We start from the raw sequence: 15,350 nt of genomic DNA, 5'->3' as shown, positions 1-15,350 counted from the left end.
TCTTATACTTAACAATAACGTCATCAAAAACAGGTGAGTGGAATGAAACTCTTAGGCAGCTTTTTGTTAGATTTCGAACTCATTTCGGCAAAAGACTTGGCCGATGTCATGGTCGAGCAAATTCGCCAGACGCCAAACAGCTTGGATATCATCTACGAAAAGAAATTGATCACGCCGGAACAATTCCTATCCATTGTCACGCTGCAAAACGACGAACATCTCGACCTACGTTCCGCCTGTATGCGATTGGACATTTGGCGCAATGAATTCTTTGATGCCATCAACGACGAGGTATCAAAGCGGCGCTCAACATTGGGGCGCATACTCGTTGAAAAAGGCTTGGTAGAGCCCCATGTGCTACTGCCGATCCTAAAACAATATCATGCGTATCGTGCTGAAAATAACAATGACTTTGCTTTGTTCTCTGAAAATACACTGTTAGACCTCAGCGAAAGCGAAGCAGAAGGCAGCGCCGACGAATTGCATTTTGAACCGGATTTTTCACACGTACAGGCCAGCGATCCTTCTGACTATATTGAGCTTTTCTCTGAAGAGAAAGAAATCGAACTCGAGCTGATAATTCTGGCTATTGAGGCATTGGGAAGTGATAAAAACAAAGCGGACCCTGAAGAGTTGTTAAACCAATTTTTCACTGATTACCATTCCCTGAAAGGAACAGCACGAAGCGTTGGCGCACTGCTCACCGAAAACCTTATCCATGAATCTGAAGATCTACTCACCTTTTTCAAACGCTTCCTTCATAAAATTCATCATGCCGATTTTGCTGCGTTAGCTGCGATCAATTTGAAAGTGTTGGATGTTCTCAGCAACTTGAGAAACGAGATGGCGACGTCAGGCTCTGAAGAACACTATTGGCGTACTCCGGAATTAAAAGGTAAATACCTCAAAACGCTGGGGGACATTAAGCGTCTCAATGAGGAATTGGAAAACCGAGGGTATGAAGTGAGCCTGGAAGACGTACAGGATCTTTTCTAGCGCAACAGTGTAGTGGACGAATGTCATCGTGCTATCTCTGCATTAAAGCTTAAAAAATGTATTCATGGGACAAACAAACTAAGAAATTCAGAATGTTCAGAGTTTCAACGACTTCGTTTCGCGCAGTGTTCGTCGCTCGTTTCTTTGCGGCTAGCTCGCTGCCTTTTTCCCTTCGATAAGGCCTTTCATGATGTCGGTAACTTGTTTGAGTTTTAAGCTCTGATCTTTGTAGCTCATCGAGACTTGAGACGTTTCATTGGCAATGTGATGGTTGTTGTTCACGATACCCGCCATCGACTCCATCGCCGAATTCACCTGTACGATGCCTTTCATTTGCTGATTAAAGGCTTCGCTGAATGAATCAATTTCTTTAGAGAGCCCTTGAATTTGGTCGGAGATGCCGGAAAAGCTGACTTGAGTTTGTTCTGACAGCGCTTTGCTTTCTTTCACGCGAAGCTCTGTTTCTTTCACAATCTCTCCGACCGTGACCATGGAATCTTTCAGTAACTTGTCGATATCTTGCGAGGCTTGGCCTGACGTCAAAGCAAGCTGACCGACTTCTTGGGCGACCACCGCAAAGCCGCGTCCATGCTCGCCAGCGCGTTCGGCTTCAATGGACGCATTTAGTGAAAGAAGCTTGGTTTGGAACACGATGTCATGAATCACCTTGGTGTAATCCGATATTTTTTGAATGATGTCGTTAATTTCTTGAAGGTGCTTATTTGAATTTTCAATTAATACAACAGAGTGCGCCAATTTTCCCATGTTCTTGCTGCCTTCATTGCTAAGCGCAAGCGTGCCTTTTGAGACATCTAAGCAACCGAGAACGTTTTGATTGGTTTGTTTCACCATCTCGGTGATTTCAGAAATCGCCGACACATTGGAATCCAGTGCTGCGCGTTGCTTCTCAACACCATCAGCCAAACTTTCTGCGCCTTTTAGCACAAGTCGCGAGTTATCAAGTGCGTCGTCTGACACTAAGGTTAGATCTTGCGTTATCGCAATCAGCGGCTTAGAAAGGCGCAGCGCAACGATGTAAATGATGACGCAAAGCAGCGCGATGATGGTGAAAAAACAAATCAGAATAACTTGAAGGTTTTCTTGTAACGCCGCCGTCGAATTTTTCTCATTGTAGGTAATGTTCAGGATACCCAATGGCGTGCCGTCTTCCGCCATAATTTGACCTGAATAGTTTTTGACGGCGTGATTGACCGTTTTTTGCTTTGTCTCTGTGTACGGGATGCCACTTACGTCAACAAACTCAATGTGGTCGATATCGTCATCCTGCATTCCCACTCTCACGAAATCTTCCAACGCAGACAAGTCATAATTCAGAATGTAGGATCGGCTCGATTGCTTGAGAAAGCTTGCCAGTGCCTCGACTTTTCCTTTCTGTATTTTGGAAAGCTCATTCGATGTCATTTGATGGAAAAAGAGGGCGGCAATGATCAGGAATATCGTAATGCTGCCAATCAATGGCAATAGAATACGATAGCGCAGTGACAGCCCTGAAAAAATCTTGAACCACATAGTCATAAAATCACTTCATCGTTTGAATGGGTAGGGCTTTTCCGTTTTCAATTTTTGTTAGGTAAACGTCGTCTAGACCCTGTCGGTCAGACTTGCCGAAGTTTATTTTCAGCCCGCCAAAGTCCTTATTCTTCATACCTTCCATGGCACTGATAAAGCGCTCTCGCGTTAAGTGCTGGCCCGACTGATCAAGAGCATCAACGATGACCATGGCATTCAAGTAACCTTCCAATTGCGTGTAGTAAGGGCTGTCGACGCCGTAGTTATTCATGTCGGCTTTGAAATCAGAGATAATTTTGAGCTTACTTTGATCGGGGTTTGGCATCACTTGCGAGATATAGCTTCCATCCCCCGCAGAGCCCAGTTCAGCGATCAGTTTCTTCGTGCCAACAAAGGAGATGTTAGCGAACTTGGGATAAAAGCCTTTGTCATGGGACATCTTGATAAACGCACCACAGGCTTTGTAAGCGCCCACCATAATGACGGCATCAGGCTTCTTAGCCATGATGTTGTTTAGCCCTTTTTCAACGTCGAGTGTATTGCGTTTATATTTGCCCTCGGCGTGTATTTTGAGACCTCGTTGTCGAAGCGCTCTTTGTACACCCGCTTTACCTGCTGCACCGTAACCATCATCTTGGATAAATACCGCGATCTTCTTATAACCGAGGTCGTTGATGAAATGATCAACCAACTTTTTGGTTTCATTGAAGTAACTGGCTCGAATATTAAAGATGTTTTTGTTGGCTGGATTACGCAAAAATTCTGCACCTGTGAAAGCGCCAACATAAGGAATTTTCGCGCGATTCACTTCGGGAACGACAGCTTTCGAGGTGGGAGTGCCGACAAAGCTAACAAGGGCAAAGACCTTGTCTGTGTAGATGAGTCTTTTGGCGTTCTTTGCGGCGCGGTCGGGTTCATAGCCATCGTCGAGTGAAACGACGTTGATCTTGCGACCGTGAATACCGCCTTGCTGGTTAATCTTTTCGAAGTAGGCAAGTGTGCCCGCTTTGACACCGCTACCTAGCCCAGAAGCCGGCCCAGAAAGGGCATTGCTCATGCCTAACGTGATTGTATTTTCTGATACGCCAATTTCGGCGGCAGCAGTTGTGGAAAACAGCCAAAGAAACACGATAGTGCAATGCAAGCCTTTCATTAGTAACGCCTCAGTTAATAACAGGGTTATCAATGAGTATAGAAAAGAATCCAGATGTCTCATTATTGATTCACACTTAGAAGCCCTAAGTGATTCCTCTTTTAAGAGTTACCCCCTTTGTTGACGTTAACCGCGCGCCATTGTCTTGGTGGTGAACAAAGGCACCAGTACCATCCCTAAAAAACCGACTGCCAGCGCCCAAAGCTGAGCAAGGTGTCCAGACTGACTTTGTATCGTCGCGCCCATTTGGTTGAGCTGAATGGTGGCTTGAATGGCAGGCGTTGACGGTGACAGTTGTGCCAACATGTTTAGCCATTCGGGTAATGCGCTTGTCGGCCACACGAAACCTGAAGTAAACAGCAGTGGCATGGAACTGAGCAATACAACCAGTGTGATCATTTCAGGGCGTTTTATGACTTTCCCCAACAAGGTTCCACAGCCGATGGTTGCCAGTAAAAATGGCAGCATCACTATCGCGAGTTGTAACGGCAGCGCAAGACGATTCACACCGTTGATGTCGAGACTTGCGCCGAGGTAGTACATGGTCATGACGCTGTATATCGCCACCAATATGGTGGTCCGAGCGATGAAGCGTCGTCGGCTCGTTTTCGTTTCTCCACAGCCTAATAGGCCTGATGCTATCAGCAATGTTTGCTGCAAAATCAGGATAAATACGCCGGGTACTACGTAATTGCCGTAACCCATTGTTGGGTTGAAAACAGGCACCAGATTGAGTGAAAACGGAGAATTTTGCTTGGACGCTAGCGACAGTGGCACATCGTTCATCATCGCTTTGGTGGTTTTAACCTTTGCGCCCAACGTACTGCCTGCGGCTATCACGCCTTCCGCGATAGTGCCGTAAGTGAGGAAGAACGACGCATCGCCACCGACGGCGACTACCGGACTTTTTCCGAGCAATAAATCACGATAGAAGTATTCAGGCACGCTGATCACGCCTTCAATTTCGGCATTCGCAATATGGATTCCCGCCTGATTTTCGCTGCTGAGTTGTGACACCACTTTTAGCTGTGGTGTGGCATCGAGCATGCGGATAAAGACTCGGCTCTGCTGGCTTTCGTCGTGATCGACCACCGCCACGCGCAGTTCTCTCGGCAATTGGTTGGCGTAAGGCAGTGGGTACAAGAGTGAGTAAATCACAATGCCACCAAATACTGTGAAGACCACAGCAGGGTTTGAGAACAGCTTTTTCAGTTCAACAACAAACGATGTGCGCCAATTCATGATGCGATCTCCTGTTGTGTGCCGTTGACGCCGTTGTTTGCGTTTTTCATACGTTTGACTTTTAACACGACTATCGGCCAAATAATCCCAAATGCGGCGAGTGCGCAAAGCGATGGCATAGCTTGTTGTAAGGTTGCGCCATAATTGAACTGTCCGATCTGTGCCGTGATGTAGTGGCTCACGGGCAACAAAGCGCGCCAACACTGGGCAAGAAAGGGCATGTCGCTGGCAGGGAAACTCACCCCCATAAACGCAAATGCAGGGGCGGTGAAACCGGCGACCAAACTCATGGCGCGTGTTGCGTCACGTGTACCGACGTAAAGCAGCATGCCAACGGCAAGTCCTGCTAGAACCATCAACCCTTGCGCCGCAAACACGATCTGCCAACTGCCGTTCATTGGCCAGCCCAGTAAGAAGTGCATGGCGCTGGCGAACCCTATCCCCAATAGCCAAAGCGGGATGAGTAAACCCACTACTTTTGCCGCTAACGGTTTAGCAATAGAAGAGGAAAAGGCGGTTTCAAGTGTGCGATTTTTGTCGGTTAACGCCATTGATAGCATTCCACAGGCCACAATGGTGATTTGCCAAAGGGCAGGGATAATCGCTGATACTAGAAACTGTGCGTAATTCGTACCGTTATTAAACAAAGGGACAAGTTGGAAACGGATGGGCACCGATTGCGCGGCGGCCTGTGCCGCGACAGTTGTGCCGTGTAGCATTTTACCTTTGGTTTCAACAGTAGCGGAAAATGTGCCTTGGCTTTGGCTGATGGCGGCGCTGACTAACTTACCAATCAAAATATATTGGCTGTTATAGAACGCGGTCACATCTGGGCTTTCACCTCGCAATGTGTCTTTTTCAAAGCCTTGCGGAATGATAACCGTGGCAAATGTTTCAGCACTGTTGAGCGCATCGGAGGCTTGTTCCACATCGCTGAAAGCTTGGGTTTCAAGGGTTGGGCTGGCGTTGTAATAGCGAACTAGCCCGCGAGACAGGCTGCTGTTATCCAAATCCACCACGCCGACAGGTAAATCTCGGCCTGTGCCGGATGAGAATATCGCCCACACCAGCACAAACAGCGCCAAGGGCAAACCGCACAGCAGTGCAGTCAACCAGCGGTCAGACAGCGTAGAACGCCATTCTTGCCAGAGTAAGGAAAAGAACGAAGAGCTGTTCATCATGATCAGCCTTGCGCGTCGTTTTCAGTCACCAACACACTCATGCCTGCACGAAGGCCATCAATGGCTTTAACAGGGCGTGCTTCGACTTCGAATGTGCGCATGTCATAACCTTGCTGACTGTTGGTTGCTCGCCAAGTGGCGAAATCACCCATCGGCGCAACATGTGTCACTTCGAATGCATAGGCTTGGTCGCTAAGTGAAGGGATCGAAGCGTTAAACACCGCACCCTTTTTGAACTGGTTCAGCTTGTCTTCGCGAATGTTGAATACCGCCCATGCGTCTTGCATGTCGATCACGGTGACCACTGGGAAGCCTTGTGGTGAAAGCTCGCCCGGTTGCAGCAGGATTTGGCTCACTTCGCCTTGATACCAACTGTGGATCTTGGTGTCTTTGGCATAGGCTTCGACTTCTGCCACCGCGCCCGCAGCCATGCGGACTTGTTCTTGTGCCGCTCGTTTGGTTTCAGAGCGTGCGCCTTCTTTTGCCATGTTATACATCTGGCGTGCGGCATTTTCGGTATATTTCGATGCCTGCCATTGGGTAAAGGCTTCATCGCGTTTTTGTTCGGCGGTGACACCTTCACGGTAAAGTGCGTCAACGCGTTGGAAGGTTTTCTCGGCAAGCTGAGCGCCGGCTCGTGCTTTCTGCCATTGATCACGTGCGGCATTGATTTCTTGTGAACGTGCGCCGCTTTCGGCTTGCTCTGCCATCGCGCCTGCGGCTTCTTCACCGGCTTTCGCTTGCTCTAGTTTGGCGTCGATTTCTGGACTAAACAGGGTGAATATCAAATCGCCTTTTTCGACTTGCTGGCCTTTGCGGACAAGCACTTCGTCAATACGTCCCGCTACTTTGGATGACACTGTGTATTGTTGCGCTTCAATTTGACCTTGAAAACGTTCAGGTTGCGGTTGGTACGCCTGATAAAAACTGTATCCCACCCATCCAATCAAAGCAGCGGCTGGTACAGCCATAAATGCGGATTTCAATTTACTCATGATGGATTATCCCTGTTGTGTTGGAAGAGAGTGGGTAAGGGCGGCCGCTTGAAAATCGGGAAAGCGGTTCATTTCCCCGCTAACAGCCAGCAATCGAGAGAGCGACAAGACGTATTGGTAAGACGCTGCAAGTTGTTGTGTTTTGATATTGGCGAGATACAGCTCGGCATCAACCACATCTAGCGAGGTTGAAAGTCCTTGTACAAAGGCTTTTTCACGCAGGCGAAGGTTTTCATCTGCCAGTGAAATACTCGATGACAAGCCTTGGTATTCTTCTAGGGCTTGGTTGGCTTCACGCCATGTTTTTTCTACTAACAGCGAGAGATCTTGCTCTGCCTGAGCACGCAAGTAATTCACTTGAAGGGCAGTGCTGTGGGCAGCTTTGAGTTTGTCTGAGCGGCCGCCGTTATCAATCAGCGGAATGCTCACGCCTACGCCAACTGCCCAATCTGGTGCCAGTTCTGCGGTGAGTGAGTCGCCTTCATACAGGTTGTAATTACCGTATAAATAAACTTGCGGGTAGTATTTGCCTTTCTCCATATCAACAAGGCCATCCGCCTGATTGCGCTTGGTGTCCAGCACTTTTAAGCCTGGGTAGCCTGCGAGGGTTTTTTGCAAGAAAGGTGACATAGCCGGCGCTTGGGTTTGCGTAAACAAGGCACTGGAGGGAGCAACATCGCCTGTGCTTTTCACCAAGGTTCTTAATGCTGCTTGGGCAATTTCCAAATCACGTTCTGCTTTTTTGCGCTCGGTTTTGGCTTTGTCGTACGCAACTTCTGCTTGCAAACGTTCAACGCGAGCAATCTGACCTTGCGCTTCGAGTTTCTTGGCATGATCGAAATGCTTCGCCAGCCCTTGTTCGACCTCTGCGCGAGTCTGCAAGACTTGTTCTGCCAATACGGTTGCGAAATACACCTTGGCCAAATCTTCAAACTTGGCCTGTTGTTCCATTTGCATCAAATACGTCGCTTCGTCGCGTTGCGCATTGGCAATGTCTTCCGCCGCGAGAATGCGTCCGCCAGTGAAAATAGGCCAAATAGCGCGAATCGAGCTGGTGTAAATGTCCCGATCGGCGAGGGTCGTTGTCATCAGGTTATCAAGATTGCTGACCAAGCCACCAATACCTGGTACTGAGCCAGCAATTTGCCCCAGCGCATCCCCGCCGTTCATGTGATGGGCGAGCTGCGACGGTTTGAGTTCTACGTTTTGATCAAGACGCGTGTAGTTGCCACTGAGCGAAATGCTCGGCAGATGGTGAGCGGATGCAGCGTTGCGCATGTGCTCGGCGCGTTGCACGTTTGCGCGTTGTGCGGCAATACCATCGTTTCGTTCTTGAACTGCTTGCCATGCCTGTTCAAATGACAGGGTCTCCGCATAAGAAAATGTGGAACACAGCATGAGAGTAACGCCGAGTGTTAGTAGACGTGAAAATGGCGTAAACGACGTTTTTCTGATCAACATAAAACTTACCGTTTGGGAAAGAGAAATACAGTTTAGAGTTTATGCTCTAATTTTTCCAGCGGTAACTGTTATTGGAAGGAAGATCAGGCGGATAAGATCGATAAATTGTATTGATTTTGCTTTTCCAACTTGTAGACTTCTCCCTCGCTCATTGTGAGCGACCATTCAAACGCCTCTTTTGGGCGACACAGAGTCACGATCGTCAGGTTACGCTGTGGGGATATCGTGCTTTCTGCGACATTCTTCGAGCTGGACTCAACGTTGACTCCTTCGCCGACAGTGAGCATTTTCCTTGTTGTTATGCTCTCTGCTTGGGCAACATTGTTAACATGCTTTTCGCGTCTCGGATCCCTTCTATTTAAGTTCGTAAAGGGGACTCGATTTTGGCGCATGTATTTCTAGGGGTAGTCATGCCAACCAATACGTTAAGTGAGCGCACAATACGCTTTCTTATCTTGATGATTTTTCTCGCAGCAGCGATGGAAACTGACATCTATCTTCCGGCGTTTCCAGACATGATGGTGGCATTCGACACCAATGAAACGATGATTCAGCGGGTCTTAAGTTTTAACTTTCTGGGTATCTGTTTAGCGTCACTGATCTATGGGCCTCTTTCAGATGCGATTGGCCGTCGCAGCGTGCTCAACGTCGGTTATGCCTTGTTTATTCTGGGCAGCATTGGCTGTGTGTTTTCCACTGACATCAACGTATTGATTTTTTGGCGCTTCGTTCAAGGCTTCGGCAGTGCAGCATGCATGATTATTGGTGCGGCTATGGTGTTCGATTTATACAAAGCCGAAAAAGCCACAGAGATTGTGTCTGATCTGAACAGTTTGGTCGTGAGTATCATTGCGTTCGCGCCAATGTTAGGTGGCTGGATTAACTATCAGTTCGGGTACACCTATAACTTTGTGTTTATTGCTGCGTTGACCATCGTCACTGGCCTGATTTGCTTTACAAAATTGCCAGAATCACTGCCTGTAGAAAAACGAAAACCGCTGTCCATTAAGGGCATTGGTAGTGACTACGTGACAGTACTGAAAAACGGCGAGTTCTGGGCAAACACATTGATCACCACCGCCATATTTTCTGGCTACATGGTGTTCATTTCTAATATGCCTCTGATTTTTGTGAATCACCTGGGTATCGACAATGCAGTGTTTCCTTTTTATCAAGTGAGCTTGTTGGTGGCGTTCGTGATTGCGAGTATCAATAACGGCCGTTTGATCAAATGGTTTGGCGCGAATAGCCTGCGTCGATATGGTTTTCTGACCATTGTATTGATGACGTTGGCCATGTTTGTGTTACCGACAAGTTGGCAGCAGCTTCCGTTGCTCGTTACCTCACTCATGGTGTTTTATTCGTTGGGAGCGGGTGTGTGTATCGGTATTTTCTTTGCGCGCTCAATGGAAGCCGTACCGAATCAAACGGGTGTGAGTGCCTCTTTAGTCACAGCGATTCGTTTAGCGTTGGTAGCCTTGGTCATAGACATTAGTGGTGCGATGTTCGATGGCACGATGACGTCTGTTATCAACTTAATCAGTGGGTGCATCTTGCTGAGTGTGTTCATCTATCTTGGTGATAATCTTCGAGCTAGGCGACACAAGAAAACGGCTAGCCTCAAAGTTTGATGGTCTAGCCGTAAGATGTCCAATAGTGAACAGAGCCTACAGATGATGCAGGCTTTTTTTTTTGCCGTCGCATTACGGTGAGCATATTTAGGTTGCTTGGGTGTAGTCGTGCAATGCACTTTCGATGGCATCAATCGCCATTTTTACGCCAATAGGCACAGTGCCGTGGAATGGGTGAATGGCATAGACGTTTACCCGTGGCATCTGAAAATCGGGTAACACGGGTTTCAGTTTTGGGTTTGTGGAAACAGTGAAGTTGGGCAAAATCCCGAGGCCATAGCCAGACTCAATCAGAGCGAGTGTCGTTTGCATCGCGTTCGTTCTATGTTTCGGCGAAAACGTTAATGATCGGGTTTCATTAGTTAACGGATTATAGAGTGCATGGGATACCGTTTTAGGCTGCCATTGATGGGCAATATAAGGCGCATCATCCTCGGTGAATTCTCTGTTTTTAGCGCAACACAGCACATCTCTAAACTTACCAATTCGGCGTTGCTTGTTATCACTATGCTCCGATCTTCCCGCCCGAATCGCGAGATCTATATGGTTTTCCATTAAGTCGAGCTGATTGTCGTCATTGATTAAATTGAATGCAACGTCAGGATGATCTGTAAAGGCTTCCAACAAGGCAGGCACGACCAATGATGTCATTAAGGCATTCGGTGCGGTTAGAGTAATTTTGCCTTTGGGAATCGTCTGCTGAACCTTCATCTCATCCCATGCCTGTTCAGTGACACGATGCATTTCACAACAATACTGGTAAAACTGCATACCTGCTTGAGTGAGCGATTGTCGGCGAGTTGTACGTGTGAGTAACGTTGTGTCGAGGTCTGATTCGAGTTGCTTTAGCGCCTGACTGACCACGGATTTTGAGGTGTCTAACTTGTCTGCGGTATTGGTGATTGAACCCGTTTCTACCACATGCATAAACAAGGTCATTTGTTTAAGTCTATTCATCTGCTTTTGCATATTGTTACACTCAAAAGAACAATGCGTTTTTTTTACTTCGTTTATCTTATCTAATCATATTTCTACACTGAGTCCTCTCACACATTTAAGATATGGCTAAAATAATGACTACTCAAAAAGAACTTAATGTATATAAAGAAGGGCTGAAAGCGTGGCAGGATGCGTTTAACAATCAAGATGCAGCAGGCTGTGCGGCGCAATATGCTGAGTCGACGACTATGGTTGCGCGTCCTTTTGGTGAATTTACTGGACGTGAAGAAATCCAAGCATTTTGGCAGAATATTATCGACCAAGGTTTCAATGACGTTAAATACACCAACGTAGAATGGGAAAAATCTGAATGCGGTAATGGCTTTATTCTTACTTCTGAATGGAGGATGAATAAAGCCTTTGGCGTGGTTCACCGCGAACATTGGAAGATCCAAGAAGACGGTAAGGCGCGTTTGTGCTCTGATGAATTCGAAGTGCAAGGCGAGCATTAATCTTGGCTTTGAACCCATCAATAAACGCGGAGGCCATGGCATCCGCGTTGTTGTCTTAGGCTTATTATCTGAACGAAGCGATTTCTTCATCGCTGAGATATCGCCACTCTCCTGCATCAACATCGAGCAGCACCTCACCAATGCGATCTCGGTGCAATGTGACTACACGGTTGCCTACCGCGGAAAACATGCGCTTAACTTGATGGAACTTACCTTCTGTAATCGTCAGTAAGACGTCTTGCGGGCTTAGCACATCGAGTTTGGCTGGCAGAGTGGGTTTGCTCTCTCCTTGTAGCATAATGCCCTGCTTGAATCGCTCTGCTTCGTCACCACGAATAGGGCGAGAAAGACCAACGCGATACACTTTTTCGCAATGCTGGGTTGGCGTAGTGATATTAAACGACCAATGACCATCATCAGTGATCAACACAAGCCCCGTTGTGTCCGCATCCAATCGCCCTGCGATGTGTAATTCTTCTGTATGCTCGAGGTTAGTGGCGCTGAAAAGCGACGGGTAGACTTCATCGATATTGGAGCAAATGGTTCCAGCAAGCTTATGCATTAAGATATAGCGAAATGGGCGAGGGGTTAATGTGTGACCCTGTAACCGAATGGTGTTGTTTTCATGCACCTGTGCGAACTCGTGAGTCTCGACTTGTTCGTTCACCGTTACCGCTCCGTTTTGAATCAGCTGGATGGCATTTGCACGGTTTAACGCAGTGCTTTTACAAACGAATTTATCAAGGCGCATGCAGGGGACATTATTCAATGAAAGGAGACGGGGCATTATCCACCCTCCGCATGAATTAGCAATATGTGTTGGTACGCTCTGGACACAGAATTCGACAATCGGCGTGTTGGTTATTGACGACCGTTATGCATGAATAACACCTCATTCGCTGGCCTTGTTGGTGTTTAATTCACGGTAAAAAATTTTTAAATAAAATATCAATGATATTCAATATGATAGGAGGGGATCGTAAGATGGCGGTGACATGTGATTGGAAAGTCGAGCACATCCCATATATCATTTTTGCCTAGATTTTCTGTCAATATTAGTTCCTTATATGCCGTTTGAAATACGCCCCTTCCATCCAAGCGATTTGCCGTCGCTATATAAAATATGTTTGTTAACTGCTGACAATGGCAGAGATGCCACTTCGTTGTATGAAAACGATGAGTTGGTAGGTCATTTTTTTTCAGCTCCCTACGCAATACTTAATCCTGACATGTGTTTTGTAGCAACCTGTAACGGGGAACCTTGCGGCTATATCGTGAGTACCGCAAATTCAAAAATGTTCTCGGCGCGTTGCGAAGATGAGTGGCTACCAGTTTTGCGCGAGCGTTATCCGCTTGATCAATACAAAGGTCACTCTGCAAGTGATTGGGTGGTGGGTAAGATCCATCAGGGACATGCACCGCGCCCTGAGTTTGATAGATATCCTGCTCATTTTCACATTAACTGTTTGCCAGAAACGCAAGGGTTTGGTTTGGGGAAAAAGTTGATGATGGCGTTGATAGAGCGTCTAACAGCTTCAAAAGTGTCAGGCGTTCATCTTGAGGTATCAACGGTGAATACAGGCGCAATCAAATTCTACGAAAAACTTGGGTTCCAAAAGATTGCGACATTTGAACATTCTTTAGGGTATGGAATGTCGCTGAATCCGTAAACGCTGAATGACATCGCGGGCTTTTAGGCTGCAGAGTATGAAATTCACGAATGTCTGAGAAACAAAAAAGGCCGATTTCTCGGCCTTTTGATTGTGTGTTTTATAAGAAGTTTTGCGTTACGCAGGCTTCAATTCGTCTTGGTTTTCTTCTTCTAGACGCTTACGTTCGCGCATTAGATCATCGAAAACCAGACGTGCTTGTTGTGCAGACTCAGACGCTTGAAGCTTATGCTCTTTGGCTGCCATGGCTTCGTCTGTTAAGCGTTGGATTTCGTCCAATTGCTCTTGAGGCGCATCGCCTAGTTCCATGCCCGACTCACCTTTAGAGAGAGCCGTTGCACGGATCTCTTTCTTCAGATTCCAAATAGCATTCAGTTTTTCACGCTCTTCTTCCGCCGCAGCAACGGCTTCGTCTTTCATGCGTTCAAATTGCGCCATTGCCATGCCTTCTTTTGACCAAGGGTCAACGTCTGGGAATTCTTCAATGTTGATAACAGGGTCGATGTAACCTTCTTGGTGAGCAAGGTCGAGCGTTGCCGCTTTTACACCCGAAATCATCAGCATGACCGCGATAACCAACAAGGGTAAACCACCAACGATAGCCGCGGTTTGCAGTGTTGCTAGGCCACCCATGAACATTAGCACTGAAGGCATGAATGACAGGGTAAATGCCCAGAACAAACGGTTCCAACGCATTGGGTCTTCGGTGACGTTATTCTGAACCACAGAGGCCAGAATGAACGAGATAGAATCAAACGTTGTTGCGGTAAAGATGATACATAGCAGGGTGAATACTGCGATCACCACAGTGCTCATCGGCAGTGTTTCAAGGATCGAGAAAATGGCGCGAGTCGGACCTTCGCTGTTCAATATACTCACAACATCGAGTTGACCAGAAAGCTGCAACGACAGCCCATAGTTACCCAAGATCATGAAGTATAGCGCACAGCCGAGTGAGCCGAAGAAGATAGAGCCTGACACCATTTGCTTAATAGTACGGCCGCGAGAAATACGCGCAACGAACAAGCCCATACTCGGTGCAAATACTAGCCACCATGCCCAGTAGAAAATGGTCCAATCTTGCGGGAAGTGGGTGTCTTCAAACGTGCCGTAACCGCCAAATGGTTCTGCCCATGTTGCCATGATGAAAAAGTTCGACAGCATGCGACCGATGGAATCTAAGCCAGTCTCTAGCATGAATAGCGTCGGACCTGCGAACAGCACAAACGCCAGCAGTGCAAGCGCACCCCAGAAGTTGATGTTACTTAGAACCTTGATGCCTTCGTCCATGCCTTTGTAAGACGAGTAGGCAAACAGCGCTGTACACAGCAACAACACACCAATCTGAGAGGTGGTTGTTGAAGGAATGCCAAACAGGTAGCTGATGCCTTCGTTAATCAATGGTGCGGCAAGACCCAGTGTTGTTGCTGCGCCACCAAGTAAACCAAAGATAAATAGAATATCGATGAATTTACCCGTTTTACCTTGGCTGCGTGCTTCACCGATGACAGGCATCAGTGCTGCAGATACTTTCAATACTGGCTGCTTACGCACATAGAAGAAGTAGGCAATTGGAATGGCAGGGATCAGATAGATTGACCATGCGATTGGGCCCCAGTGGAAAATACCGTAAGTGGCCGCCCATCGAACGGCTTCTTCACTGCCAGCTTCCAGTTGAAATGGCGGATTTTGGTAGTAGTACGCCCATTCTATGGTGCCCCAGTAAAGGATACTTGCGCCGATACCGCCACAGAACAACATGGCAGCCCATGAACCGGTTGCAAACTCTGGCTCTTCGTCAGCATCACCGAGTTTGATTTGGCCAATATCACTGAACACGATATAGATCATGAAAAAGAACGCGGCGATACCCAATGATAGGTAAAGAAAACCGAGCTTGTCGGTCATGAAGGTTTTTGCAATTGCTATCCATTCAGCACCCTGAGTAGGCCAAATAAGTAGCGGAACGATGACAGAAAAGAGTAGCCCCAACGCACCAAAAAATGTTGGCTTGTCGATAAGCTGAAAGTGGCGTCCCAT

Annotated in this window: 13 protein-coding genes; 4 read left to right on the top strand and 9 right to left on the bottom strand. The window is 47.3% G+C overall.

Translation table 11 applies throughout. The features are described from left to right. Positions 1-42: 42 nt before the first annotated feature. Positions 43-996 carry an Hpt domain-containing protein gene (locus tag ACED36_RS01510; protein ID WP_016961600.1) on the top strand — a complete coding sequence of 318 codons (954 nt, stop codon included), beginning with the start codon at positions 43-45 and terminating at the stop codon, positions 994-996. Between the two features lie 150 nt (positions 997-1,146). Here the strand turns inward: ACED36_RS01510 and ACED36_RS01505 are convergent, their stop codons facing one another. The 6 genes from ACED36_RS01505 to ACED36_RS01480 form a co-directional block, all read right to left on the bottom strand. Further along, positions 1,147-2,532: a methyl-accepting chemotaxis protein gene (locus tag ACED36_RS01505; RefSeq protein WP_016961601.1), complete on the bottom strand. Its 1,386-nt coding sequence runs from the start codon at positions 2,530-2,532 to the stop codon at positions 1,147-1,149. Positions 2,533-2,536: 4 nt separating this feature from the next. Further along, positions 2,537-3,679, bottom strand: coding sequence for an ABC transporter substrate-binding protein (locus ACED36_RS01500; protein ID WP_016961602.1), 1,143 nt, complete (start codon positions 3,677-3,679; stop codon positions 2,537-2,539). A gap of 126 nt (positions 3,680-3,805) precedes the next feature. Beyond that, positions 3,806-4,921, bottom strand: a complete 1,116-nt coding sequence (locus ACED36_RS01495) for an ABC transporter permease (protein WP_017003366.1) — start codon at positions 4,919-4,921, stop codon at positions 3,806-3,808. After that, entirely contained in the window at positions 4,918-6,099 is a 1,182-nt protein-coding gene (locus ACED36_RS01490) for an ABC transporter permease (protein WP_017006350.1), read from the bottom strand. Before ACED36_RS01490 ends, ACED36_RS01495 begins: the two co-directional genes overlap by 4 nt. Positions 6,100-6,104: 5 nt before the next feature. Beyond that, positions 6,105-7,097 (bottom strand): HlyD family secretion protein, encoded by a 993-nt coding sequence (locus ACED36_RS01485; protein ID WP_017003368.1) that lies wholly within the window; start codon positions 7,095-7,097, stop codon positions 6,105-6,107. 6 nt (positions 7,098-7,103) lie between these two features. Next, complete coding sequence (locus tag ACED36_RS01480) at positions 7,104-8,558, bottom strand: TolC family protein (protein WP_371732639.1); 1,455 nt, start codon at positions 8,556-8,558, stop codon at positions 7,104-7,106. Between the two features lie 410 nt (positions 8,559-8,968). Here ACED36_RS01480 and ACED36_RS01475 point away from each other — a divergent pair, with 410 nt between their 5' ends. After that, positions 8,969-10,189, top strand: coding sequence for a multidrug effflux MFS transporter (locus ACED36_RS01475; protein WP_017005958.1), 1,221 nt, complete (start codon positions 8,969-8,971; stop codon positions 10,187-10,189). Positions 10,190-10,276: 87 nt separating this feature from the next. Here ACED36_RS01475 and ACED36_RS01470 read toward each other — a convergent pair whose 3' ends face one another. Then, the gene (locus tag ACED36_RS01470) at positions 10,277-11,158 is read right to left on the bottom strand and encodes a LysR family transcriptional regulator (protein WP_017005957.1); all 882 of its coding nucleotides are present in this window, start codon (positions 11,156-11,158) and stop codon (positions 10,277-10,279) included. Positions 11,159-11,262: 104 nt separating this feature from the next. On the opposite strand from ACED36_RS01470, the gene ACED36_RS01465 reads away from it, so the two are divergent. Then, on the top strand, positions 11,263-11,640 hold the full coding sequence (locus ACED36_RS01465) for a nuclear transport factor 2 family protein (protein WP_017005956.1): 378 nt from the start codon (positions 11,263-11,265) through the stop codon (positions 11,638-11,640). A 64-nt stretch (positions 11,641-11,704) separates the two neighbouring features. Here the strand turns inward: ACED36_RS01465 and ACED36_RS01460 are convergent, their stop codons facing one another. After that, a complete protein-coding gene (locus tag ACED36_RS01460) occupies positions 11,705-12,391 on the bottom strand; it encodes a pseudouridine synthase (protein WP_016961613.1) in 687 nt (228 codons plus the stop codon). Between the two features lie 250 nt (positions 12,392-12,641). Between ACED36_RS01460 and ACED36_RS01455 the strand changes: the two genes are divergently transcribed. Beyond that, the gene (locus ACED36_RS01455) at positions 12,642-13,310 is read left to right on the top strand and encodes an N-acetyltransferase family protein (protein ID WP_371732638.1); all 669 of its coding nucleotides are present in this window, start codon (positions 12,642-12,644) and stop codon (positions 13,308-13,310) included. A gap of 117 nt (positions 13,311-13,427) precedes the next feature. On the opposite strand, the gene ACED36_RS01450 is transcribed toward ACED36_RS01455, so the two are convergent. Further along, a complete protein-coding gene (locus ACED36_RS01450; protein WP_371732637.1) occupies positions 13,428-15,350 on the bottom strand; it encodes a BCCT family transporter in 1,923 nt (640 codons plus the stop codon).

Origin of the sequence: Enterovibrio sp. FF113 (assembly GCF_041439165.1) — a bacterium.
GTDB lineage: Bacteria > Pseudomonadota > Gammaproteobacteria > Enterobacterales > Vibrionaceae > Enterovibrio > Enterovibrio norvegicus_A.
This window is presented reverse-complemented; position numbering and strand designations above follow the sequence as displayed.